The sequence below is a fragment of the Thiomicrospira pelophila DSM 1534 genome (assembly GCF_000711195.1).
GTDB lineage: Bacteria > Pseudomonadota > Gammaproteobacteria > Thiomicrospirales > Thiomicrospiraceae > Thiomicrospira > Thiomicrospira pelophila.
On record NZ_JOMR01000001.1, the window covers coordinates 1,538,889 to 1,562,002 of the forward strand.

At 42.4% G+C, this 23,114-nt stretch carries 22 protein-coding genes; 12 read left to right on the plus strand and 10 right to left on the minus strand.

What is annotated here, in order from left to right:
• Positions 1-567: 567 nt before the first annotated feature.
• Positions 568-2,772, plus strand: a complete 2,205-nt coding sequence (locus tag N746_RS0107395; RefSeq protein ID WP_081836001.1) for an Rne/Rng family ribonuclease — start codon at positions 568-570, stop codon at positions 2,770-2,772.
• A gap of 48 nt (positions 2,773-2,820) precedes the next feature.
• Here the strand turns inward: N746_RS0107395 and N746_RS0107400 are convergent, their stop codons facing one another.
• A complete protein-coding gene (locus N746_RS0107400; RefSeq protein WP_029935342.1) occupies positions 2,821-3,309 on the minus strand; it encodes a low molecular weight protein-tyrosine-phosphatase in 489 nt (162 codons plus the stop codon).
• A gap of 51 nt (positions 3,310-3,360) precedes the next feature.
• Here N746_RS0107400 and N746_RS0107405 point away from each other — a divergent pair, with 51 nt between their 5' ends.
• The 4 genes from N746_RS0107405 (at position 3,361) to N746_RS0107420 (ending at position 6,924) form a co-directional block, all read left to right on the plus strand.
• On the plus strand, positions 3,361-4,005 hold the full coding sequence (locus N746_RS0107405) for an RluA family pseudouridine synthase (RefSeq protein ID WP_029935344.1): 645 nt from the start codon (positions 3,361-3,363) through the stop codon (positions 4,003-4,005).
• Between the two features lie 120 nt (positions 4,006-4,125).
• The gene (locus N746_RS10925) at positions 4,126-4,956 is read left to right on the plus strand and encodes a hypothetical protein (protein WP_029935346.1); all 831 of its coding nucleotides are present in this window, start codon (positions 4,126-4,128) and stop codon (positions 4,954-4,956) included.
• A gap of 57 nt (positions 4,957-5,013) precedes the next feature.
• Positions 5,014-6,141, plus strand: coding sequence for a hypothetical protein (locus N746_RS0107415; protein ID WP_029935348.1), 1,128 nt, complete (start codon positions 5,014-5,016; stop codon positions 6,139-6,141).
• Between the two features lie 93 nt (positions 6,142-6,234).
• Positions 6,235-6,924 carry an FKBP-type peptidyl-prolyl cis-trans isomerase gene (locus N746_RS0107420; RefSeq protein ID WP_029935350.1) on the plus strand — a complete coding sequence of 230 codons (690 nt, stop codon included), beginning with the start codon at positions 6,235-6,237 and terminating at the stop codon, positions 6,922-6,924.
• Positions 6,925-7,130: 206 nt separating this feature from the next.
• Here N746_RS0107420 and htpG read toward each other — a convergent pair whose 3' ends face one another.
• The 7 genes from htpG to guaB form a co-directional block, all read right to left on the minus strand.
• On the minus strand, positions 7,131-9,029 hold the full coding sequence (gene htpG / locus N746_RS0107425) for a molecular chaperone HtpG (protein WP_029935352.1): 1,899 nt from the start codon (positions 9,027-9,029) through the stop codon (positions 7,131-7,133).
• Between the two features lie 149 nt (positions 9,030-9,178).
• Complete coding sequence (locus N746_RS0107430) at positions 9,179-9,766, minus strand: hypothetical protein (protein WP_029935353.1); 588 nt, start codon at positions 9,764-9,766, stop codon at positions 9,179-9,181.
• A gap of 9 nt (positions 9,767-9,775) precedes the next feature.
• Positions 9,776-11,875, minus strand: coding sequence for a chemotaxis protein CheA (locus tag N746_RS0107435; protein ID WP_029935355.1), 2,100 nt, complete (start codon positions 11,873-11,875; stop codon positions 9,776-9,778).
• 106 nt (positions 11,876-11,981) lie between these two features.
• A complete protein-coding gene (gene cheD, locus N746_RS0107440; RefSeq protein WP_029935357.1) occupies positions 11,982-12,557 on the minus strand; it encodes a chemoreceptor glutamine deamidase CheD in 576 nt (191 codons plus the stop codon).
• A gap of 144 nt (positions 12,558-12,701) precedes the next feature.
• Positions 12,702-13,250 (minus strand): tRNA adenosine(34) deaminase TadA, encoded by a 549-nt coding sequence (tadA, locus tag N746_RS0107445; RefSeq protein ID WP_245603346.1) that lies wholly within the window; start codon positions 13,248-13,250, stop codon positions 12,702-12,704.
• 1 nt (position 13,251) lies between these two features.
• A complete protein-coding gene (guaA, locus tag N746_RS0107450) occupies positions 13,252-14,832 on the minus strand; it encodes a glutamine-hydrolyzing GMP synthase (RefSeq protein WP_029935361.1) in 1,581 nt (526 codons plus the stop codon).
• Between the two features lie 71 nt (positions 14,833-14,903).
• Positions 14,904-16,364, minus strand: coding sequence for an IMP dehydrogenase (gene guaB, locus N746_RS0107455; RefSeq protein ID WP_029935364.1), 1,461 nt, complete (start codon positions 16,362-16,364; stop codon positions 14,904-14,906).
• Positions 16,365-16,687: 323 nt separating this feature from the next.
• On the opposite strand from guaB, the gene N746_RS0107460 reads away from it, so the two are divergent.
• Positions 16,688-17,005: a hypothetical protein gene (locus N746_RS0107460; RefSeq protein WP_029935365.1), complete on the plus strand. Its 318-nt coding sequence runs from the start codon at positions 16,688-16,690 to the stop codon at positions 17,003-17,005.
• Positions 17,006-17,078: 73 nt separating this feature from the next.
• Here N746_RS0107460 and N746_RS0107465 read toward each other — a convergent pair whose 3' ends face one another.
• Complete coding sequence (locus tag N746_RS0107465) at positions 17,079-17,747, minus strand: energy-coupling factor ABC transporter permease (protein WP_029935367.1); 669 nt, start codon at positions 17,745-17,747, stop codon at positions 17,079-17,081.
• 73 nt (positions 17,748-17,820) lie between these two features.
• On the opposite strand from N746_RS0107465, the gene N746_RS0107470 reads away from it, so the two are divergent.
• Complete coding sequence (locus N746_RS0107470) at positions 17,821-18,237, plus strand: RDD family protein (RefSeq protein ID WP_029935369.1); 417 nt, start codon at positions 17,821-17,823, stop codon at positions 18,235-18,237.
• A 9-nt stretch (positions 18,238-18,246) separates the two neighbouring features.
• Positions 18,247-19,077: a phosphoserine phosphatase SerB gene (gene serB / locus N746_RS0107475; protein ID WP_029935371.1), complete on the plus strand. Its 831-nt coding sequence runs from the start codon at positions 18,247-18,249 to the stop codon at positions 19,075-19,077.
• 82 nt (positions 19,078-19,159) lie between these two features.
• Here the strand turns inward: serB and N746_RS0107480 are convergent, their stop codons facing one another.
• A complete protein-coding gene (locus N746_RS0107480; RefSeq protein WP_029935373.1) occupies positions 19,160-20,158 on the minus strand; it encodes an MBL fold metallo-hydrolase in 999 nt (332 codons plus the stop codon).
• Positions 20,159-20,357: 199 nt separating this feature from the next.
• Here N746_RS0107480 and exbB point away from each other — a divergent pair, with 199 nt between their 5' ends.
• The 4 genes from exbB (at position 20,358) to trpS (ending at position 23,091) form a co-directional block, all read left to right on the plus strand.
• Positions 20,358-20,783: a TonB-system energizer ExbB gene (gene exbB, locus N746_RS0107485; RefSeq protein ID WP_029935376.1), complete on the plus strand. Its 426-nt coding sequence runs from the start codon at positions 20,358-20,360 to the stop codon at positions 20,781-20,783.
• Between the two features lie 2 nt (positions 20,784-20,785).
• Positions 20,786-21,172, plus strand: coding sequence for an ExbD/TolR family protein (locus tag N746_RS0107490; protein ID WP_029935378.1), 387 nt, complete (start codon positions 20,786-20,788; stop codon positions 21,170-21,172).
• The gene (locus N746_RS0107495; protein WP_029935380.1) at positions 21,169-22,008 is read left to right on the plus strand and encodes an energy transducer TonB; all 840 of its coding nucleotides are present in this window, start codon (positions 21,169-21,171) and stop codon (positions 22,006-22,008) included. Before N746_RS0107490 ends, N746_RS0107495 begins: the two co-directional genes overlap by 4 nt.
• A 78-nt stretch (positions 22,009-22,086) precedes the next feature.
• Positions 22,087-23,091 (plus strand): tryptophan--tRNA ligase, encoded by a 1,005-nt coding sequence (trpS, locus tag N746_RS0107500; RefSeq protein WP_029935382.1) that lies wholly within the window; start codon positions 22,087-22,089, stop codon positions 23,089-23,091.
• Positions 23,092-23,114: the final 23 nt, after the last annotated feature.

A 23,114-nucleotide genomic window follows, 5' to 3' on the forward strand; every position in this document is an offset into this window, starting at 1 on the left:
CATAACAATGGCCAACACACGTATTAAGCATTGCACCTGACCCCAAGGGGTGCTATATTGCGCAAGCCTAGTGTAAATAACATAGGCAAGCAGAAATTCCGCGAAGCACAAACGCGATGATTTAAACAAAACAGTTTTTTATCCATCCGGCAAGCGGTTGATCTAGAAGACATTATTGAGTACTAAGCATATCAGGCCGCCTAAGCGCACTCGCCTATTGATGCTCATAAAGATATGAACGCGCCGCCCACACAAATGGACGTAAGACGCTTCAGCTTTATCAGCACGATATGTAACAAGACATGCAAACAAGGTGAAACATACTTGTTTAGACTAAGAGCTTAGCGCAGCACAAAACGCTAAGCTCGACAAAAACGATGAATAACGCTCTAACAGCGCTCGAACCAAATCATGAACCTATTTTCATGTTAACTTTTGTTGTTAGCCGGACGAGAACCATTAGAACCTTATTCCTCAAGAAGTCTAACCTTCACCCCTGCATCCCTCTGCTATTAGATCTCAACTTCTACGTCAGCCCCAAGCCCTAACATTGACAAAGAGAACAGCATGAAAAGAATGCTTATAAATGCCACGCAAGCTGAAGAGTTACGCGTAGCCCTGGTTGACGGACAAACCCTATACGACTTAGACATCGAAACCCCGCACCAAAAGAAGAAAAAGGCCAACATTTACAAAGGCGTTATCACACGCATCGAACCTAGCCTAGAAGCGGCATTTGTTGACTACGGCGCAGATCGTCACGGCTTCCTTCCTTTCAAAGAAGTCGCTGAAGAATACTACCCAAACAATACCAACGACAACAACTTGTCGATTCAGCAAGTCCTAAAAGAAGGCCAAGAGCTGATTATCCAAGTTCAAAAAGAAGAACGTGGCAATAAAGGTGCAGCTCTAACCACTCAAATCACTTTGGCCGGGCCTTATGTCGTCATGATGCCGAACAACCCAAAATCAGGTGGGATTTCTCGCAGAATTGAAGGGGATGAACGTTCTGACTTGCGTGACACTTTAAAAGACATCGACATCCCTGATGGCATGGGCTTAATTGTCCGCACGGCTGGTGTAGGCAAAAGCCCAGAAGAGCTTCAATGGGGGATTAACTATTTAATCCAGCTTTGGGATGCAATTAAACAAGCGGCTAATGAAAAATCAGCCCCCTTCTTAATTCATCAAGAATCTGACATTGTCACCTTAGCTATACGCGATTATTTACGCCAAGACATTGGTGAAATTCTAATTGACGACATGGACACTTTTCACCGCGCTCGCGACTTCATCCAACAAGTTATGCCCCAGCACGTGCAAAAAGTGAAACCTTATCAGGATAAAATTCCGCTCTTCACACGCTTCCAAATAGAATCGCAAATAGAATCGGCTTACCAGCGAGAAGTCATTTTGCCATCTGGCGGCGTGATCGTAATTGACATGACCGAAGCTTTGACCTCGATTGACATCAACTCTAGTCGCTCAACCAAAGGCGGCGACATTGAGGAAACGGCTTTCCATACCAACATGGAAGCGGCTTGCGAAATTGCTCGTCAACTACGTCTAAGAGACTTGGGCGGATTAGTGGTGATTGACTTTATTGACATGCATTCATCGCGCCACCAACGTGAAGTTGAGAACCAAATGCGTGATGCCGTCGTGAATGACCGTGCTCGTGTACAAATTGGCAAAATTTCGCGTTTTGGCCTGCTTGAAATGTCACGTCAACGCTTACGCCCTTCTATTGAAGAATCGAGCCAAATCGTCTGCCCTAGATGTAATGGTGTTGGCGTTATTCGAGGTGTAGAGTCGCTTGCGCTTTCTATCTTGAGGTTGCTAGAAGAAGAAGCCATGAAAGAAGGAACTCGTCGTGTCACGGTTCAATTACCCGTTGATGTCGCAACCTTTTTGCTAAATGAAAAGCGCAGCCAAATCATCAAAACCGAAGATCGCTATGATTTACACATTTTGATTGTTCCAAATGAACATTTAGAAACCCCACACTACCTGATTGAGCGCACTCGCAATGGTGAAGAGCCCACTCATAGCAGCAGCTATGAAGCAAAATCTATTATCACTCAAGAAATACCTAGCGTGGAAAAACCGCTCTCTCAAAAAGAAGAGCCTGCGATTAAAAACATACAACCTTCTGCGCCTCCACCCGCTCAAGTCGGCGAGAAACCATCGCAACCAGGCCTGCTAGCCAAACTATGGAATTGGTTATTTAAACAACCAAAACCTGCGGCCCCCAAAAAAACCAAGCCAACTGAAAGAACTTCAAATCGCTCTCAAAATGCGCGTAAGAACAACAATCGTCGCCGAGGAAATGGTCGCAAACGTAACAACGAAAATGACACGACCACGGGCAATGTAGAGTCAACAAGAGATACCAAATCAAATCAGCAGACAGAACGCTCAAGAAATCGCAGTAGAAACGATAACTCAAAGCGCAACCAGTCTAATGACGGTGCAAGAGAATCTTCTCGTGATGAGCAGGCTAACAAGTCAACTCCACAAAAGCCAAATCATGCAGAAAATACAAAACCAAGTAATACTTCTCACGAGTCGGCCGTTGATCAAAAATCAACCAATGTGAATGACCAGCAAACCAACGATGATGCCAACAAGAAAGGCCCGCGTCGTCGCAGTCGATACAACAGTCGCAGTTCACTAAACCGCAGACGCGCACCTAGAGATGCTGAAAACATTAGTGTTGCAAACCTAGGCACAAGTGACAAAACTGAATCCGATTCAAGTTCATCAACTTAATCACAGACGTTTCAACCTAAAAGGCTTAGCCTTTTAGGTCTCTACTGTTTATGAATTCGACTGGTTCTGCTTTATATGATCTAACAAACCTCTTGAAGCCGCTTCTACCATATCAAAAACATCCTCAAACCCATCAGCTCCACCATAATATGGATCGGGCACATAATCCTGTCCAAAACCGGGCGCAAACTCCATAAACAACCTTACCTTAGCCTGTAAGTCACTAGGCGCCATCTGCATTAAGTTCTGATGATTATCCGCATCCATTGTTAAAACATAATCAAACTCAATTAAATCAGAAAAATCGACCTTTCGAGCACGCAAATCATCCATTTGAATCCCTCGATTGGCCGCTGTTTGCATGGAGCGACTATCTGGCGGATTGCCAACGTGATAAGCATGAGTGCCCGCTGAGTCAATCACCACCCAGTCCTCCAGTCCTTCATCTCGAACTAACTTTCTGAACACAGCATGCGCAGTAGGTGATCGGCAAATATTGCCCATACAAACGAATAAAACCGAAACTTTCTGTTTCATTAAACTCCCCTTCGTTAAAATAGGCTTTTAATTTTACACATATCTTAAGTCATGAACAAAACACAGCCCCCAACAGATTGGATACTTTATGCTGACGAGCACCTTGTTATTGTAAACAAGCCTAGCGGCCTCTTATCCGTACCTGGAAAAAGTGAGCAAAATAAAGAGTGCGTGCTTACCCACTTACACCAAACACACCCAAGCGCTCTAATTGTTCATCGATTAGATATGGATACCTCTGGCATTATGCTACTGGCACTAAACAAACAAGCACATCGTTCGCTCAGCATTCAATTTCAAGACCGACAAGTGAATAAAAAATACTATGCATTATGCGCAGGAAAGCTACTTGCTGACGAAGGTTACATTCAATTACCTATGCGATGCGACTGGGATAGACGCCCTAAGCAAATGATCGACTTTATCCACGGACGATCAGCTCAAACACTCTGGCAGAAAATTATCCAGTTTGACGATTATTTTTCTGTCGAGCTCAGTCCAATTACAGGACGCTCACACCAATTAAGACTCCATATGAAGTCACTTGGCCACCCTATTCTAGGCGATAATCTCTATGCCGATTCGCTCAGCGTTGCAAATTATTCAAGACTGATGCTACACGCTGGAGAGCTTGAGTTTTCACATCCTGAAACGCATCAAAGAATGAAAATCAAAAGTCCTCCAGAGTTTCTATGATATAACTGGCATATAAAATGCTGAGATTATATTTAGAATAATTTGTAAGTCCTTGTAAATGGATTCATAATTCATGTAGGTCAAAGTGATACTGACTCAGAATGTTAAGTGAGGTTTAAAATGACGGATGTTGAAAAAGACGAGTTAGCAAACCAAGAAATGCTAAAAATGCTGGGCGAATCCGAGTCATCAAACAAAGAAGATGACTTACTGGATGCTTTGAACGATCTCTCAAACCTGGATGACAACTCTTCAGTTGAGGTCAGCACACCCGAGGACTCACTTGAGCTAGATTCCGATCCCATATCATCTGACCTAGAAACTAGCGAATCACTTTTAGACGAAACTGACATCGAAGACTCAGCAGACATCGAAAACTCAGCAGACATCGAAGACTCGGCTGACATCGAAGACTCGGCTGACATCGAAGACTCGGCTGACATCGAAGACTCGGCTGACATCGAAGACTCGGCTGACATCGAAGACTCGGCTGACATCGAAGACTCGGCTGACATCGAAGACTCGGCTGACATCGAAGACTCGGCTGACATCGAAGACTCGGCTGACATCGAAGACTCGGCTGACATCTCTACACAGTCTGTCAATACAATGGAAGATGCTATCCATATTGATCAAGATATTCATTCCATTGCCGAAGAACTAAAAGAGACATCAAAAGAAGTAACCAGTCTTGCGTTAGCTACAGCACGACAAGCTCAAGAGTCAGCTCAAAAAACGCAAGCGGCTATTGAAGCAACTTTTAGTGCTGCAGAAAAAGCATTCGAAACTGTAAAAAATGCCGGTTACATGCTTAATGAACAAAACTTTGATAAAAACTTATCGGCAGATGAACTCGCTCAGCAACTGCAGGCGATTCGTGAACGAAATCAAACTTTAAAACAAGCTAGCAGCCAAATAAAAGAACGTTTAGCCGCTCTTAAACTGAAATAGAATTCACCCTGTTGTTTATAATGACAGGCCAACAATAACTGCAATAGGCATAGGTTGATGAAAGATATTGCTGATGATCTAATTAATGACTTAGAAGACCTTGAGAACTCTACCGAAGAACTCAATGAGCAAGTTGACCAAGTTGTTAAGAACAACGCCACACTAAATAAATATACTGGTGAAACGGCCATGGAGACAGCGGTATTGATGCTGGAAGCTTCTAAAATGGCTCAAGAGTCCGCCATCAGCAGCCAAGAGTCGGCCAGTGTCAACCTAAAGTTAGCTGGACAACAGCAGCAGCAAATTGACAGCATGCACGATGCAGGCATTTCTTGGCGCCAAACAATTCGGGATGCCAACTTAGAAATAAAATCATCTCGTGGTTTTTTTGTCGGAATGCTCACCAGTGCGATTATCTTAACTTTAATCGCAGCTGGCTTAATGAGCTGGTTAGTTTTGATGTCTAAAAACAATCAAGCTGAATCTCAATCTCAACTAATGGATATGATTCAGACTGAATCATCACTCAACCAGCGCCAAGTTAACATGAAGATTGATGAGTTGGCTTCGGTTGTTGAAAATGCACTGAGCTACCAAAGAAACGGGGAAAGCAATACTGACAGCAAATCCTCAAAGTCGTCTGGTGAAGAACTGGCTGAAGGGTCAATCGATGTAAACAATCAACCGGCCGATATTACGAACACCCCCTTAAATGAAAGCCAAACCTCAGCCACCGCACAATTTGATGAAATTCAAAAAAGCATAGCTAAGAGCTTGAATGAGTATAAAGCTTCCCTAAAAGACCTCGCTAAGGCTAATACCTCAAATATGGACGGTCAAAAGGTTGATCTTGAACCTTTAAACAATCAACTTGCTAAAATAGAAAATCTATTGCAAGCTCAGTCGGCTCAAATTGACTCAATCAATAAAAGGCTAGAACGCTCAGTTAAACAGAATGTGGCCAACGAAAAACCAGAGCCGTCTGTTGTTAAAAACACAAACAACACCCTAAGCTCCCAGCTAGCTAATATCAAAAAACAACTAGATTCACTACAGAACCGTCAGAGCGATATCTATACTAACTTACAAAAACTCACTAATGAATTTGCGAAAGTGAAAGAAGAGGCGGCCAATGAAGGTCCCAAGCCCTACAGCTATCGCAATCCTTACGAGTATAAACAATAAGCAAACCCAAGCACTCAAGATTGCCTAAACCTGGCTTAAGTGATAATGTATTTTTTTAATCCAAAATTCATTTAAATTCAGTCAGGATAACTTATGATTTCAAACAAGCTAGTTACGCTATCAGCTCTTGCCTTCACCTTCAGTTATGCCCATGCCGCCCCACTTTCAACGACCGAACAAAAAGCCAGTTATGCGATCGGTGTTGACCTGGCCAACAACCTGCAAAATCAAGGCATAGATATTCAAGTCGACTCTTTTTTATTAGGCCTTGAAGACTCTCTAAAAGATAATGAACTAAAGTTAACCAGCGAACAAATGGGGGAATCACTTGATGCCTTCAGAGCCTCTCTTGAAGCTAAACAACAAGCTGAGCAACAAGCCTTAGCCGATCAAAATAAAAAAGAGGGGGAGGCCTTTCTAGCCAAAAACAAGGTTAAATCAGACATTAAAACTTTGGACTCAGGTTTGCAGTACCGTGTAATTGAAGAAGGCAAAGGGGCGCACCCTACTGAAAATGACACAATCATTGCGCATTATAAAGGCACCTTGCTGGATGGTACGGAGTTCGATAGTTCTTACAACCGTAATGCCCCCATCGAATTTAAAATGGATAATGTCATCCTAGGTTGGCAGGAAGCATTAAAACTAATGAAACCAGGTTCAAAATGGGAAATCTTTGTCCCAGCTCACTTAGCCTACGGCATGCGTGGAGCAGGCAATGTAATTGGACCAAATCAAACGTTAATCTTTGAAATTCACTTCATCTCTACCGCAGCTGAATAAAAAAAAAGCCCGAGCTTAAATTCTTAAGCTCGGGCTTATGCCATTCGGACAATAAAAGCTCTTCAAGAGGAGTTGTTGAAAACAACAGCCTCTATATTAATACAAGCGTTTACTAATATCAAGATTTTCTAATATAGTTTCTTTCTAATTTTTTTATAGGGACATAAAACAACTTAACCATATAAAACAGTTAGTTAAGCAGTCAACTATAAACCTACAGACAACAAGGCATTCACCCGCTTGATAAACTCAGATGGGGATTCTAAGTGATCGCCTTCAGCCACTTGCGCTTGTTCAAGCAAAAACATAGACCAGTCCTTTAATTGCTTATCATCTTCAATAGCTTCTAAACGCTTAACCAATACATGGTTAGGGTTTAACTCCAAAATGGGCTTTGTTTTCGGCAGTGCTTGACCCATCTGCTCCATTAAACGTGCCATATGATTACTCACTCCACCTTCTTCTGAAACCACGCAAGCTGGAGAATCGGTTAAACGTACCGTCATCTTAACGTCTGAAACCAAGTCAGACAGAGCATTTTTAACCTTATCCGTTAGGTCACTACGCGCTTTTTTCTCGTCCTCTGTTAAGGATTGCTCCTCTTCTTCAACCAGCTCCTTAATATCACCCTGCGTGATTGACTTCAATGACTTGCCATCAAACTCAGTTAAATGCGCCACTAACCACTCATCAATACGATCTGACAGCAATAAGACCTCAATACCCTTCTTTCGAAAAACTTCTAAATGAGGGCTACCTAATGCGGCCGAATGGTTATCGGCTACAATGTAATAAATCGCCTCCTGCGTTTCAGGCATCCTTGCAACATAATCATCCAGAGATGTGCGTTGAGGTTTAGCCGAATCATGTGTCGAAGAGAACCTTAATAATTTAGCCAGTTTTTCGCGGTTAGCATAGTCTTCGACAATCCCCTCTTTTAATACTTGTCCAAAGGCATCCCAGAATTCATCATACTCAGTAGTATCTTCAGATTTGGCTAACTTAGTCAACTGGTCAAGAACTCGTTTGACTGAGCCCGAGCGAATTTTATCGACTACCTGGTTACTTTGTAAGATTTCACGTGAGACATTTAAAGGTAAGTCGTTCGAGTCAATAACTCCTCGCACAAAGCGCAGATAAGCCGGCATCAGATGCTCTGCATCATCCATAATAAAGACACGTTTAACATAAAGTTTTAAACCGTATCGACGATCCCGATCGTACAAGTCGAATGGTGCTTTTTTAGGTAAATACAGTAAAGATGTATACTCTAAGGTACCCTCTACCTTGTTATGCATAACGGCTAAAGGCTTATCAAAGTCATGCGATAAGGTTTGGTAGAAGTTCGCATAGTCGTCATCGGTTAATTCAGACTTAGGTTGCGTCCAAATTGCGGTCGCTTTGTTAACCTGTTCCCACTCAACGGCTGAGCTTTCTTGCTCTTTCGAATCATCAGTATCAACGGTTTTACGCATTTGAATCGGGAAGTTAATGTGGTCAGAATAAGTTGTAATGATGTTCTTCAAACGATATTCGTTTAAAAATTCGTCCATACCCTCTTTTAAATGCAAAGTAATCTCAGTACCTTTTTTTGGCTTAGCTAAGTTTTCTAATGTAAATTCACCTTCGCCATTCGACTCCCACTGAACACCTTCTTCAACCGAGGAACCCGCTTTACGGGTATGTAATGTTACTTTATCGGCCACAATAAAAGCCGAATAAAAGCCAACCCCAAATTGGCCAATTAAGTGGCTATCTTTCGCTTGATCACCCGTTAGTTTTTCCAAAAACTTTTTCGTGCCGGAGTTGGCAATCGTACCGATGTTTTCAATCACTTCATCACGTGTCATACCGATTCCATTATCACGCAATGTAATGGTCTTGGCCTGTTCGTCAAATTCAACTTGTATCGCTAACTCAGATTCACCTTCACTTAATGCGTCATTCGAAACCGTCTCAAAACGCAATTTATCCATTGCATCCGAAGCATTTGAAATTAACTCTCTTAAAAAAATTTCTTTATTGCTATAAAGTGCATGAATCATTAACTTCAGAAGCTGCTTAACTTCTGTCTGAAACACATGGGTTTCTTTATTGGTGCTCATTTTTTGATGTCTCCTATTGATAACTACTGTATTTAATAACCCGCTTGTCATAGGGCCTAATTCGTAGTTTTTCAAGAGTTAAAACGCAAAAAAGCCCCAAAAAAGGGGCTCCAGATTAATCTAAATACTTTGATTCAGTTACTTAACTCTTAGAACAGTTCAATCTCTTCTTCCTGACTTTCTTGCTCGGCATGCATGCGTTGAGACATACGAGCTTTCATAATTTCAATCGCTTGAGCGGAAGGTATTTTTTGATCAAAAATCAGTTCAAATAGTTCCTCTTCTTCACGCATCGTCGTGCCTTTTCGCACTGAAAGCTTAAACTTCTCCCACTCCTGCTCATCTTGCACTCGCATTTCATGCGATACAATTTCAGCTAAACTCGATAAACCATGCGAAACATGTTCTAAACGCTGACTAAGCTTGTCGTAAAATTGAAAAGCGATGATCGCTTGCTGCATTTTTTGCGATAAATCTGAAGTTTGACTCAACAATAAAGAGTGTTGTTTGTGAAACAAGGCATTATCCGTTTCAACCGTTCCAATTTCAGCTGTAGCATATTGAATCTCTTCAATATGCTGAGACATGAAGCGAAACGAGTCAATCAGTGCATTAACAGAGTGGTCACCCTCGGTGATCGACAACTCTATCTGAGCAATAGATAAGTTAAGTATCAGAATTGTCTGTTGGACTTCTTTAGCGCCTAATACATAATTTGGCTCATTTAAGTCTGTCATAGGTTACCTTTAAGCCGCCGCATCAATTTGCGCTAATTTTTCAGCATTGGCCGTTTTATGATTTGAAACCGCACCAGCTACATCTAGAATTAAAGCGACTTTGCCATCACCTAGAATTGTTGCCCCTGCGATACCTTCTATTTTCATAAAGTTACTTTCTAAGCTTTTAATGACCACCTGCTGTTGCCCAAGTAAGTCATCTACAAAAATACCAGCTCGGCGACCACCCTCTTCTACTACGACCAATAGGCCTTCTGACAAGTCACTTTTGGCGTCATTCACACCAAAGCGATTATGCAGACGTATGACTGGGATATATTGATCTCTTAGTTTGTATAGTTCGGCTTGACCAGCGATACCTTTCACCAATGATTTATCTACCTGAATAGATTCAACAATAGAAACCAATGGGAATACATAGGTTTGACTACCGACAGACGCCAACTGTCCATCCAAAATCGCAAGTGTTAGAGGCAATCGAATCGTAAACACACTCCCCTCGCCTCGCTTAGTTTTAACCTCAACGGTGCCACCAAGTCCACGGATGTTTCTACGAACGACATCCATGCCAACGCCACGCCCCGACACATCACTGACAACATCCGCCGTTGAAAAACCAGGATGGAAAATAAGATCCACAATCTCATCGTGACTAAGGTTGATATCCGGATCAATCACACCCTTTTCAATTGCTTTTTGACGAACCTTGTCAACATTAATACCGGCACCATCATCCGTAATTTGAATCATGATATTGCCACCCTGATGAAAAGCAGCCATCTTAACCACCCCTTTCTCAGGTTTACCAGCTGCAATACGATCTTGTGGACCTTCAATACCGTGGTCAATTGAGTTTCGCACAATATGAACAAGTGGATCCGTTAACTGTTCAAGCATAGTTTTATCCAGCTCTGTCGACTCACCTTCCATAACCAGTTCAATCGTCTTACCAAGTTTTTGACTGACGTCGTGCACAATTCGAGGCATTCGGTTAAATGCAAAACTAACTGGCAGCATACGAATATTCATGACGCTTTCTTGTAGCTCACGAGTATGACGTTCAAGGTGAGTTAAGCCTTCTTTTAACTTATCAATCCATTCGGTACTATCCGGGTTTTGTTCGGCTTGATCGCCAAACTGACTTAACATAGATTGGGTAATAACCAGTTCCCCAACGAGGTTAACCATTTGATCTATTTTGCTAAGGTTGACGCGAATTGAACCATCTTGCTGCGGAGCGGGTCCTTTCTTTTGCACACTAGCTGGTTCTTTAGATGCGGCTCGGCTCACTTCTGGAAGTTTTTCAGCCGTTTCTGGAGCTTGAGATTGCTGTGTGACAGCTGATTCTGATAGAGACGTCTGTGAGCTAGGTGAGGATTCAGAGGTAATCGGTGCCTCGATAATCACTTCGGCACCATCGCCATCAATCCATTCAAACACTTCTTTAATATCTTCTAACTCAATTTCCATACCCGATAAAAGCAAAGTCCAACAGATGTGTAACTCTTCTGGATTGAAGTTTTCGATACCCGGTAAATTACTAGTATGAGCGGTTACCTCAAGGTTACCCAAAGTTTGAAGCTCGCGGAAAATACGAATTGGTTCATTACCAGTTTTCAATAAACCTTTTTCTGGTTTCAGCTGAATAACCCAGCTACTAGGCGCCTCACTTTTTACGGCAGCATCCGTAGCAGCCGCTTCAGGTACATTAATATTTGAAGCTGAACCACCCAATATAGCCTCAAGCCTAGCCTGCACTTCTGACGCGCGAACTTCGTCAATTTGATCGTGGTTTTGCAATCTAGTCAACATATCACGTAACACATCAACCGCGGCCAACATGGCATCTATCGACTCTTGCGTAACGTCACGCTTGTAATCGCGCATTTCATCCAACAAGGTTTCCAAAACATGCGTAAAACCGGCAATCTCAATAAAGCCAAAAGTCCCGCTACCCCCTTTTATAGAGTGAGCTGCACGAAAAATTTCATTGATTTTTTCTGAGTCTGGACGACCTGGTGGCAATTCGAGCAAACCGGTTTCCATGATTGCTAAGCCTTCAAAGCTTTCCTCTAAATATGTTTGTCGAAACGTTTCCATCATGTCCATGATTTTTTCCTCAGAAAACAATTACCATTCAACCAGGTTATGTCATAAACCTGACTCCAACAATTACGCCGGCTAAAACTACAATTTATGCAGACATTGTAGCTTATTAAAACAACTCAACATCACCTTCAACCGGTTTATGTTCAATGTTTTGAAAGTATCGACTCTCTTGATCAACCAACGATTGGTTATGCATCGCATTCAAGCGCCGAACTCGCACCCGTCCAGATAACGGATAATAAATAACTTTGCGTGGATACACATCACCAATATCTTGTGAAACTACTTTAAAGCCTTCGGTATAAATATAGTCAAACACAAACCCTATGTTATACCAACCAATATTGGTCATTGAACTCATTATGCGACCGCCACCAAAAATTTTAAACTCTAATCGGTTACGCATCGCACCTGAACTCAACAAGGCATTAATCATATTTTCCATCGCATAGTTACCATAGCGGTTAGCGTCTGAAAGCTCAATACCTCGCGCATTGTTTTTATCCACCGGCAACATAAAATGATTCATACCACCGATACCTGACACCGGATCGCGAACACATGCCGAAATACACGAGCCTAAAACCGTTTCAATTCGTTCTTCTTGACGTGTTACATAATATTCGCCAGGCAAAATTTTGATGGTAGGAATACCCTCAGCTGGATCAATACTTCTTTGCATAAAATTTATAACTTCTTAGAAGACTAAATATAGCCATAATACCGTTTGACTAAGATAAATTCCAGCAACTCGCCATCAGATCAACAACAAATATCATAAAATTCAAATTAAATACTCTGAATCAATTAATCCAATTTGTCGACTTTAAGAATCCTGAATTGGTAAATTTTGTCTAAGTAACCGATGTTGCTCGCGTCTTTTTTTGAAAAACCCAGATAACAGTGCTGAACACTCCGATGCCAATACACCGGATTTGATAGGAATTTGATGATTAAAAGCCGAGTAATTGACTAAATTTAAGACCGAACCAGCCGAACCTGTTTTAGGGTCGGACGCTCCAAAAACCAGACGCTTTAATCGCGCATGCACCATCGTTGTGGCACACATGGCACATGGCTCTAGAGTTACATATAATTCGCAATCTGGTAGCCGATAATTATTAAGCTTTTCACCCGCTTCTCTAAGTGCAACAATCTCAGCATGAGCGCTCGGATCGTGACAGGTGATTGATCGATTAAAACCGGTGGCGATTAACTCATCGTCTTTTACAACAATCGCGCCTACCGGCACCTCACCTAAGGCCTCAGCTTGTTCAGCTAAAGCGATGGCATGGCGCATCCAAAAAGCATCTCGCTCTTCAGCCACCAAGCCTGGTGGACAGTGTGACGGAACCAAGTCTTGCTTGAACGCCACTCTATTCCCATTCAATCGTCGCAGGTGGCTTACTTGATATATCGTAAGTCACACGTGAAATTCGCGGAATTTCATTAATAATACGGTTAGACACTTTTTCTAGAAAATCATATGGCAAATGCGCCCAACGAGCCGTCATAAAGTCAATCGTTTCAACAGCACGCAAACTAACCACATAATCGTAACGACGCGCATCACCGACTACACCGACCGACTTAACCGGCAAAAATACGGTAAAAGCTTGCGAAGTTTTGTCATACAAATCCGCTTTGCGAAGCTCTTCGATAAAGATATGGTCAGCCAAACGCAGAATATCGGCATACTCTTTTTTAACTTCGCCTAGAATACGCACACCTAAACCTGGACCTGGGAACGGATGACGATAAACCATGTCTACCGGTAAGCCTAACTCGACACCTATTTTCCGAACTTCATCTTTGAACAATTCGCGTAATGGTTCAAGTAAAGATAACGCCATATCTTCAGGCAAACCACCCACATTGTGATGTGATTTAATCACTTTTGCTTTACCGGTTTTAGAACCTGCTGATTCAATTACGTCTGGATAAATCGTGCCCTGAGCTAACCACTTAACATTGGTTAATTTAGACGACTCCTCATCAAATACTTCAATAAACGTGTATCCGATGATTTTTCGTTTTTTCTCTGGATCCGCTTCACCTTCAAGCTTGTCCATGAAACGTTTCTCGGCATTCACACGAATCACTTTGACCCCCATGTTTTGCGCAAACATAGCCATCACTTGATCGCCTTCTTGGTGACGCAATAAGCCGTGATCGACAAACACGCAAGTTAACTGGTCACCAATCGCCTTATGTAATAAGGCCGCCACCACGGAGGAATCAACCCCACCGGACAGACCTAGCAACACATCATCAGAACCAACTTGTTCACGAATACGTGCAATGCTATCTTCTACAATATTAGCGGTTGTCCAAAGCTTCTCACAGCCACAAATTTGGGTTACAAAACGCTCAAGAACTCTCAAACCTTGCTTTGTATGCGTGACTTCTGGGTGAAACTGAATACCATAGAAATGCTTAGATTCATCCGCCATCCCAGCAATTGGACAACTTTCGGTGCTCGCCATCAACTTAAAGCCAGATGGCATCACATCAACACGATCACCATGCGACATCCAAACATCCAATAACCCGTAACCTTCCGGCGTGACATGATCCTCAATATCACGTAGTAAATCAGTATGACCTCTCGCACGAACTTGGGCATAACCATATTCATGCTCATCCGCGTTGATCACTTTGCCGCCTAACTGAGCGGCCATGGTTTGCATGCCATAACAAATACCCAAAACCGGCACACCCAAATCAAACACCAGGCCTGGTGCTTTCGGTGCATCATCGCCCGTCACCGTTTCTGGACCTCCAGACAAGATAATCCCTTTCGCACCAAACGCCTGAATCACATCCAAGTCAACATCCCAAGGCTCGATTTCACAATAGACCCCAATTTCACGAATTCGACGTGCAATTAACTGGGTATACTGTGAACCAAAGTCTAGAATTAAAATACGATGATCGTGAATTGAATGCTGTGTCATAGGGTGTCCATATAAAAATAAAAGCAGAGCCAAGGCTCCGCTTAATGAAAAAAAGGATAACGAATTTTAAACTATATACGGTAGTTTGGGGCTTCTTTTGTAATCATTACATCATGCACGTGACTCTCAATCATGCCCGCATTCGTGACTCGTACAAAGGATGGTTTAGTGTTCATCTCCAAAATGTCCTTGCAACCGGTATACCCCATACTCGAACGAACGCCACCAATTAACTGATGAATAATCGGGGACAACGAACCTTTATACGGAACACGCCCTTCAATACCTTCTGGCACAAGCTTATCTTCCGCATTAGACGACTGAAAATAGCGATCGCTTGAACCTTGTTTCTGAGACATAGCACCCAAAGAACCCATACCACGATAAGCCTTGTAAGCTCGTCCTTGAAAGTACTCAACCTCACCCGGTGATTCTTCAGTACCGGCAAACATGCTGCCCAACATAATACAAGAAGCCCCTGCCACCAAGGCTTTGGATACATCACCTGAGAAACGAATACCGCCATCGGCAATTAGTGGCACACCGGTACCCTGTAAAGCTTTCGCAACATTTGAGATCGCTGAAATCTGCGGCACCCCCACACCAGCTACAATACGTGTTGTACAAATAGAACCCGGGCCAATGCCTACCTTAACGGCATCCGCTCCGGCTTTCACTAGGTCTAACGCCGCTTCAGCAGTTGCGATATTGCCACCAATTACATCAACTTCAGGATACATTTGCTTAATCCAAGAAACCCGATCTAGCACGCCCTGTGAATGACCATGAGCGGTATCTACCACAATCGCGTCTACACCGGCCTTAATCAAGGCTGCAACACGCTCCTCAGTCTCACCGCCGGTCCCAACTGCCGCACCAACTTGTAAACGACCATTAGAATCTTTACTGGCTAAAGGGTGTTCACTTGACTTTAAAATATCCGTAACGGTAATCATACCTTTCAAATCAAAATTATCATTAACCACCAAAACACGTTCAATACGATGGGTATGCAATAAATCCAATACGGCTGTGCGCTCAAATTTTTCTGGAACGGTAACTAATTTTTCTTTAGGGGTCATGACAGCGCTAATTGGTTTTTTATGGTCGGTCACAAAACGTAAATCACGTCCCGTTACCAAGCCCACCAATTTATCGCCATCCATAACAGGTACACTAGAAATATTATTGTCATCTGTAATTTTCACCACATCAGCGACCGTGGCCTGAATCTGCACCGTAATCGGATCTAAAATCACACCATGCTCATATTTCTTTACTTTATTAACTTCTGCCGCTTGCTCAGCAATAGTCATATTTTTATGAATAATGCCAATACCACCTTCTTGCGCTAAAGCAATCGCCAATCTCGCCTCGGTAACGGTATCCATCGCTGATGACACAAACGGAATATTTAAGCTAATATTCCGCGTCAACTTGGTCTTTAGCGAAACATCTTTAGGCAGTACCGTGGAGTGTGCAGGCACCAATAACACATCATCAAACGTCAACGCTTCTTGCAAAATTCTCACTTTAACTACCTCTCACAATTCTTTATAGGCTGATTAGATTTTTTATTGCCAGTTAGTAAAAACCAAATTAAAAAGATTTTCCTTTTACTTTTCAATGCACTAGCAAAAAAAAAGATGTCTCATTCGACAAAATGGCCCAAAATTTTAAAAATTTCCCCTATTATAAAGTTTGACAGCGACGGGGTAAACTTAATAACGTATACGTAAATACGAAAAACAGAAAAAATGTCTGTTCGTACTTTAGCTTTTTTTGTTCATCCTATACAATTAAAACTGTGATTAACACAATAAAAAATAAAAGCTCATCTAATCTGGAGGAATACATGAAAAAATTACTAGTTGGTGCAACGGTTCTAGCCACTCTAACCCTAGGTGCTTGCGCGCACAATCAGCATAGCGATAACTACTCAGCGTTAGTTGAGGAAGCAAAGGCTAAACAAGCCATCTCTGAAGAGAACCAAAATGTTTGGAAACAGAAAAAAATGAAAAAGCCTTATGTTGAGCATTATTTAGAGGAAGCTGAAAAAGCACGCCTTGAATCTGTTCGTTTAGCTAAAGAAGCCGTACGTTCAGCGGATGCACAAATCGCACAAACTAAAGAAGCGCAAGATCTAACTCCTGGTTGGTATCAAAGCAAATAAGCGAAATGCTTAATTTAGAAGCCGGCGCCAGCCGGCTTTTTTATACCCTAATTTCTTAAACCTTATTCAACTCTCACTTACCCTTAAGGTAATCTGCATCACTAAAGCTACTGACCCACTCTGGCTTCATCAGCACAAGACTGGCTATTATAAACCCATTTAAAAAAGCTTCGGGTGCAACAAGCATCGGTATAAAAATCAAGAAGTTATAACGCAACTCTTCATAACTATATACCTCTCCCCAATACATAACGCCTGCTGCGCTTAACATCGCCAAAAGCGAGCCTAAACCCGCCGCTAAAAATCCATTCAAAAAAACATAAACAAAAAAGTTTCGATCTAAGTATCGATAAGCTAGCTTATAAAGCCACCAAGTTAAAACGATTGGAATCGAGCCCATCAACAAGGCATTTAAACCAAACATACCCCAACCCTCTTCGCCGTTTATAGTGACACCTAGCAAGCCCAACGTCATCGCCATTAAGGCAAATTGTGGCCCAAACATCAAAGTAATAGTCGTCATCAATAAAAAATGAAAACTAAACCCTCCACTAATGCTCGCACTCATACTCCACAATAAAATCAATAAAAAAGCCGCGCCAAACCAAACATGTTGCGCATTTTTATCGTTTTTCACCTTATACCAAGGGGCCGTCTTTAGTGCCCACACCATCACGATTGAATAAATCCCCCAACCTGTAACAGCCCATTGCCAACCTAACAAACCATCGGGTAAATTCATGATTGCATCCTTTCTTTTACACTAAACCTCTCTAAGCTCTATAATACATTCTTTCACTCTATGACCCAAAACCATGCTTAAAGCTAAAATTATTTTTGCCCTATTTTACGACCTGCTATTACTATTCGCTATTTGGTTTGTGGCGGCGATACCCTTTGTCATCTGGCAAGGAGAGGGGTTTGAAAGCCAGCCGATGACCTTACTCGCTTTTCAAATTTACCTACTGGGTGTCAGCTATATTTATTTGAGTTATTTTTGGTTACAGACTGGTCAAACACCTGGATTACGGAGTTGGAAATTGCGTCTGGTTCGAACTGACAACTACTTGCTTACCCGTCGCGATGCAACCATAAGATTTGTATTGAGCTTATTTTCCATCATCACACTTGGCTTCGGCTGGTTGTGGTTATGGTTCAGCAAAAACAACCAAAGTTTGCACGATCAACTATCTTTCACTCACATTGTTGATACAACAGATTCAGCTATATAAAGGACAACCATGTCGACTATTATAATTCACACACAGACCCTAAACTTTGAACAGATAAAAAGCTTCGAACGCCTTTATGGCAAACCCTATCAACACGCCCAACATTATAAAATTGAAACAGATAAACCTATTAACTCAGTGGAGTTGGCTGACCTATCAAAAGAACTTAATTTGGATCTGAATGTCCTGCCTACAGGATTTAATCCTGCTGAAGTCAAACTGGTCATTAGTGACATGGATTCAACCTTGATCGCAATTGAGTGCATTGATGAAATTGCTGATATGATGGATCTAAAACCCCAGGTGTCAGAAATTACAGAAGCCGCCATGCGGGGCGAGCTTAACTTTGAAGAGTCCCTCACACAGCGTGTCTCTTTATTAAAAGGTTTGGATATTCAAGCGCTGCAAAAAGTATACGATGAACGCTTAACACTGAACCTAGGAGCAGAAAAGTGTTTAGCCGGTTTAAAGCAAAAAAACATAAAATTTGCTCTAGTATCCGGTGGCTTTGACTTTTTTACTGATCGTTTAAAACAAACATTAAATTTAGATTTTGCACGCGCTAATAAACTAAAAATCGCTCAAGATCAGCTCACTGGTCAAATTGACGGTTCAATTATTGGAGCACAAGCAAAAGCGGATTTTTTACTCGAACTCTGTGAACAATTAGAAATAAAACCAAATCAAGTGATAGCGGTTGGTGATGGTGCAAACGATTTACTTATGATGTCTCAGGCCGGTTTAAGCATTGCTTATCATGCCAAGCCAAAAGTTCAGCAACAGGCTAGCTGTTCACTCAATTATCGAGGCTTAGACGCAATTTTGGATTTCGTTAACTAACAACTTCGCTTCTAAAATTGTGGAATATTCTGGCAATAAAAAAGCGGGCTAGGCCCGCTTTTTTATTGCGTTTAAACTAAATTCATGAAAATAAACTCATTTCAAACTCATGGTAAGCATCACTTACGAAACGGCCAATTGTATGCTCATAACCAGGCCACTTACTAGCCACCTTTTGCATAAATGGATGGGCTTCAATTTTCGGTTTGATTTCAAAATCCGACAAACCTTCGTCATAATACTTGCCAACCGTGTTATATATCACTTCAAAAAACTCTTTTTGTTCTTTTACTAAAGCTTTACCGTCGTGCAAGCCGTGCCCAGGAATAAAGGTTTTAATATCCATATTTGCCAGCTCTTCCATTGCAGAAATAGAGCCTGGAAAACTGCCATCCGCCATGTTCGCAACACGACGCATCATCATATCACCACTATACAAAATCTTATCTTCAACCACTTCAACCGCTAAATCCGAGTCCGTGTGCACCTTACCCAAGTAATGAATTTTAAATGTAGTATCACCCATTTTAATCGTTTCACCACCATGCAACTCTTTAGTCGGAGGCGTTACCGCTGTTCCTGCAGTCGCGTTATTGGTGTTACGACTCATAAAGCCAACCCAAAATTCACCGGCACCGTCTTTAACTTGCTGGATCACTTTTGGATGCGAGTAAATTTCAACATCAGGGTAAGCATCAACAAACGCCTGATTACCTAGCCAATGATCACCATGAATATGTGTATTAATCACCTTAACAACTGGCTTATCGGTTACGGTTTTAATCTGACGAACTAACATTTCGCCAATTTGCAGCGAGCCGCCTGTATCCACAACCATTACGCCTTCAGAGGTAACGATAAAACCCGGATTACTAAAAAAGCCTTGGTTTGAAGGGGATGGTTCACCATCCTGGGCTAAAAAGTAATAACAGCGATTGGTTACTTTTGTGATGGGTACATTTGGCATATCTGGACCTTTTTCTACCCAATCATCGGCCGAATAAACCGGCTTCATCACCGAAAAACCAGCTAAACCAGCGGTCAGACCAAAGGCTGACTTTAATAAATCACGACGCTTCATTTTGAATCCTTATATTTGTTAAATTCATCCAAAAATATCAGGGTTAATATTACTCTTCGGTGCCCAAAACTGCAACTCAAAAGCCCACCAACTAAGAACCATTATCATTTGTATTGACATAGCCATCTTGAACAATCATAATCCAAGCACAATTTTTAAAGTACTTCTCGACTTTAAACAATCACAGGACTGCTTTAGCATGCAAAATATACACCTCTACCTAGACATCACTTTTTTTAGCATTTTAGGCTTGATGGGGTTTCTGGCCATCTGGATCACACTAGAGCGACTATTTTTATATCGCCGCTTGGATGTTAAGGCCTTTAACCATATAGAGCTGCTCAATATTGAAATCACAAAAAACCTCACCACCCTCTCAACCATAGGTGCCAACGCACCTTATGTTGGACTTTTGGGTACAGTCATCGGCATATTAATTACTTTTTACGAAATAGGCCAACAAGACAGCCTCGAAACCTCTGTCATCATGACTGGTCTAGCACTCGCACTTAAACTAACCGCCGCTGGTATTGCGGTCGCAATTCCAGCCTTAATGGCCTACAACGGTCTTTTGCGTCGAGTGGATGTTTTACAGGCACACTATAAAGTCCACCAGGATCAATAAGTATGAAGCGTTTTGATTCAATGAACGTTGTACCACTTATTGACGTCATGTTGGTTTTGTTAGCGATCGTGTTACTCACAGCATCCTTTATCGTGAATGATAAACTCGATATTCAACTGCCAAAAACCGAACATACCAGCACGTATGATCCAGATAATGAAGACAAACTGAATATATCCATTGATCAACACGGCCAATTTTATTGGGATGGCGAGGAAGTTAATAGCGAGCAGTTTGGCCAGCAACTCAATCAACTTGAGGCTAGCACTCATATTCAATTACGCGTTGATCAGCTCGTGGAATTTCGCCATTTTGTCCGTTTAATGGACATGCTTAAACGCCAGCAACATGACAATTTAACGATTCTGACGGAACGCAAGCAGCCGTGAAATTAAACGATTCGGTTAAAGCTTTTATCCTCACCCTCCTTATTTATGCGTTGCTCACGGTAGCGGTTCTGCTATGGTTTTTTAGGTCAGAAGAAACACCAATAGTCAGCACCGAAAGTTCGGTACCTGTTACGCTCAATATGTTTGAGATGCCTGAGCCGGAACCTCAGCCCGAACCGGAACCTCAGCCCGAACCGGAACCTCAGCCCGAACCGGAACCTCAGCCCGAACCGGAACCTCAGCCCGAACCGGAACCTCAGCCCGAACCGGAACCTCAGCCCGAACCGGAACCTCAGCCCGAACCGGAACCTCAGCCCGAACCGGAACCTCAGCCCGAACCGGAACCTCAGCCCGAACCGGAACCTCAGCCCGAACCGGAACCTCAGCCCGAACCGGAACCTCAGCCCGAACCGGAACCTCAGCCCGAACCGGAACCTCAGCCCCCTCAGCCCGAACCGGAACCTCAGCCCGAACCGGAACCTCAGCCGGAGCCGGAACCCTTAGCGCCGCAGTTCAGCCAATCCGAAATTGACCAAGCTGAGAAACGTTATTTATCCGAGTTAGCTACAACGCTCATGCGTCATGCCCAAGATACTTACCCAACGATGGCTAAACGTCGTAACTGGCAAGGACGGGTTATTTTGCGTTTTACCACGCGAGCGGATGGCTCTATAACGAATATAAGCGTCGTTGATAGTTCAGGCAAACAAATACTGGATGAAGCGGCTCTAAGTATTTTCACCGAACGTATGCAGATGTTTTTTAAGGCCTTTCCAGAAGAAATTCAACGCAAAGAATGGCGTCACACCGTGCCAATCGAATACAAATTACGCTAAACCTCCGCTTCAGTATTCAGCCCTAAAGCGAGTTAGGTTAGAATACCTTCTTTTCACTCAAAGAATAAAGACGGCACTATGAGCAAACCCATCCTGTTTAGCGGCATCCAGCCTTCCGGCGACTTAATGATTGGTAACTACATTGGCTCGATCAAAAATTGGGTCAAGTTACAAGATGATTACGAATGTCTGTTTTCTTTAGTGAATATGCATGCAATCACTGTCGAACAGTCCCCCGAAGAACTGGCTAAGCGCAGTTTAGATTTTGTTGCACTCTACCTAGCCTCTGGGATTGACCCAAATAAAAGCACGGTCTTTATTCAATCGCACGTCCCCGAACACGCTGAACTAGCTTGGATTTTAAACTGCTCAACCTATATGGGCGAGCTTAACCGTATGACCCAGTTCAAAGACAAATCACAAAAACATGAGCACAATATTAATGCCGGTTTATTTAATTACCCAGTTCTGATGGCGGCGGATATTTTGCTATACCAAACCGAACTGGTTCCGGTGGGTGCGGATCAAAAACAACATCTTGAATTAACACGAGATTTAGCGCATCGATTTAATAATCGGTTTGAGCGTGAGCTATTTAAAGTACCTGAACCCTTTATTGCTGAAGCCAGTGCCGGCGGACGCATTATGAGCCTACAAGATCCGACCAGTAAGATGTCGAAATCCGACAGCAATAAAAATAACTTTATTGCTTTATTGGACGACCCTAAAACGATTCTAAAGAAGTGCAAAAAAGCCATGACTGACTCTGGTGATGTAATTGAATATGATGTTGAGAATAAGCCGGGCGTTTCAAACCTGCTAACCATCTATTCCGTCATTAGTGGTAAACCAATAAATGAAGTAATTAAATATTTTGAAGGCAAAATGTATGGTCACTTAAAAGTTGAACTGGGAGAACTCATCGTGGATTATCTCGCACCAATTCAACAACGCTTTCATGAGATTCGTGAAGATGAAAACCACTTAAAAGGCATTTTAAAACAAGGTGCAGAACGTGCTCGTGAACAAGCACATAAAACGCTACAAGATGTCCAACAAAGCATTGGATTCGTTTTACCCTAGCCCGTTTCAACTTTAACCACCAA

Excerpts from the sequence above, each read along its gene's own strand:
- N746_RS0107395 (WP_081836001.1), top strand. The coding sequence starts at position 568 with ATGAAAAGAATGCTTATAAATGCCACGCAAGCTGAAGAGTTACGCGTA.
- N746_RS0107400 (WP_029935342.1), bottom strand. The coding sequence starts at position 3,309 with ATGAAACAGAAAGTTTCGGTTTTATTCGTTTGTATGGGCAATATTTGC.
- N746_RS0107405 (WP_029935344.1), top strand. The coding sequence starts at position 3,361 with ATGAACAAAACACAGCCCCCAACAGATTGGATACTTTATGCTGACGAG.
- N746_RS10925 (WP_029935346.1), top strand. The coding sequence starts at position 4,126 with ATGACGGATGTTGAAAAAGACGAGTTAGCAAACCAAGAAATGCTAAAA.
- N746_RS0107415 (WP_029935348.1), top strand. The coding sequence starts at position 5,014 with ATGAAAGATATTGCTGATGATCTAATTAATGACTTAGAAGACCTTGAG.
- N746_RS0107420 (WP_029935350.1), top strand. The coding sequence starts at position 6,235 with ATGATTTCAAACAAGCTAGTTACGCTATCAGCTCTTGCCTTCACCTTC.
- htpG (WP_029935352.1), bottom strand. The coding sequence starts at position 9,029 with ATGAGCACCAATAAAGAAACCCATGTGTTTCAGACAGAAGTTAAGCAG.
- N746_RS0107430 (WP_029935353.1), bottom strand. The coding sequence starts at position 9,766 with ATGACAGACTTAAATGAGCCAAATTATGTATTAGGCGCTAAAGAAGTC.
- N746_RS0107435 (WP_029935355.1), bottom strand. The coding sequence starts at position 11,875 with ATGGACATGATGGAAACGTTTCGACAAACATATTTAGAGGAAAGCTTT.
- cheD (WP_029935357.1), bottom strand. The coding sequence starts at position 12,557 with ATGCAAAGAAGTATTGATCCAGCTGAGGGTATTCCTACCATCAAAATT.
- guaA (WP_029935361.1), bottom strand. The coding sequence starts at position 14,832 with ATGACACAGCATTCAATTCACGATCATCGTATTTTAATTCTAGACTTT.
- N746_RS0107460 (WP_029935365.1), top strand. The coding sequence starts at position 16,688 with ATGAAAAAATTACTAGTTGGTGCAACGGTTCTAGCCACTCTAACCCTA.
- N746_RS0107465 (WP_029935367.1), bottom strand. The coding sequence starts at position 17,747 with ATGAATTTACCCGATGGTTTGTTAGGTTGGCAATGGGCTGTTACAGGT.
- N746_RS0107470 (WP_029935369.1), top strand. The coding sequence starts at position 17,821 with ATGCTTAAAGCTAAAATTATTTTTGCCCTATTTTACGACCTGCTATTA.
- serB (WP_029935371.1), top strand. The coding sequence starts at position 18,247 with ATGTCGACTATTATAATTCACACACAGACCCTAAACTTTGAACAGATA.
- N746_RS0107480 (WP_029935373.1), bottom strand. The coding sequence starts at position 20,158 with ATGAAGCGTCGTGATTTATTAAAGTCAGCCTTTGGTCTGACCGCTGGT.
- exbB (WP_029935376.1), top strand. The coding sequence starts at position 20,358 with ATGCAAAATATACACCTCTACCTAGACATCACTTTTTTTAGCATTTTA.
- N746_RS0107490 (WP_029935378.1), top strand. The coding sequence starts at position 20,786 with ATGAAGCGTTTTGATTCAATGAACGTTGTACCACTTATTGACGTCATG.
- trpS (WP_029935382.1), top strand. The coding sequence starts at position 22,087 with ATGAGCAAACCCATCCTGTTTAGCGGCATCCAGCCTTCCGGCGACTTA.